The sequence below is a fragment of the Bacillus cereus group sp. N21 genome, assembly GCF_016483395.1.
GTDB lineage: Bacteria > Bacillota > Bacilli > Bacillales > Bacillaceae_G > Bacillus_A > Bacillus_A pseudomycoides.
Window position 1 is genome coordinate 1 of the sequence record NZ_JAEHBX010000365.1, and the last position, 260, is coordinate 260.

Genomic DNA, 260 nt, shown 5'->3' on the forward strand with positions numbered 1-260 from the left:
ATATGATTTATCTTGCTTTTATGTACTGGTTTTCTTTTTTGACCTAGTTGTCTTTTATGTCCTGGTTCCCCTTGTTGACAATGTTCGCCTTGAGGTCCTCGCTCCCCTTGAATACCTTGCTCGCCCTGAGGCCCTTGCTCGCCTTGAATCCCTTGCTCGCCCTGAGGCCCTTGCTCGCCATGAAGCCCTAGCTCGCCCAGAACGCCTTGCGCTCGATAAAGCCCGAGGTCGCGGTGGGGGGGGGGGGGGGGGGGGGGGGC

Annotated in this window: 1 pseudogene; it reads right to left on the bottom strand. The window is 57.3% G+C overall.

Features of this window, described 5'->3' with window-relative positions:
- Window positions 1-260 (bottom strand): annotated as a pseudogene (locus tag JDS96_RS31205) (hypothetical protein); the annotation flags it as partial.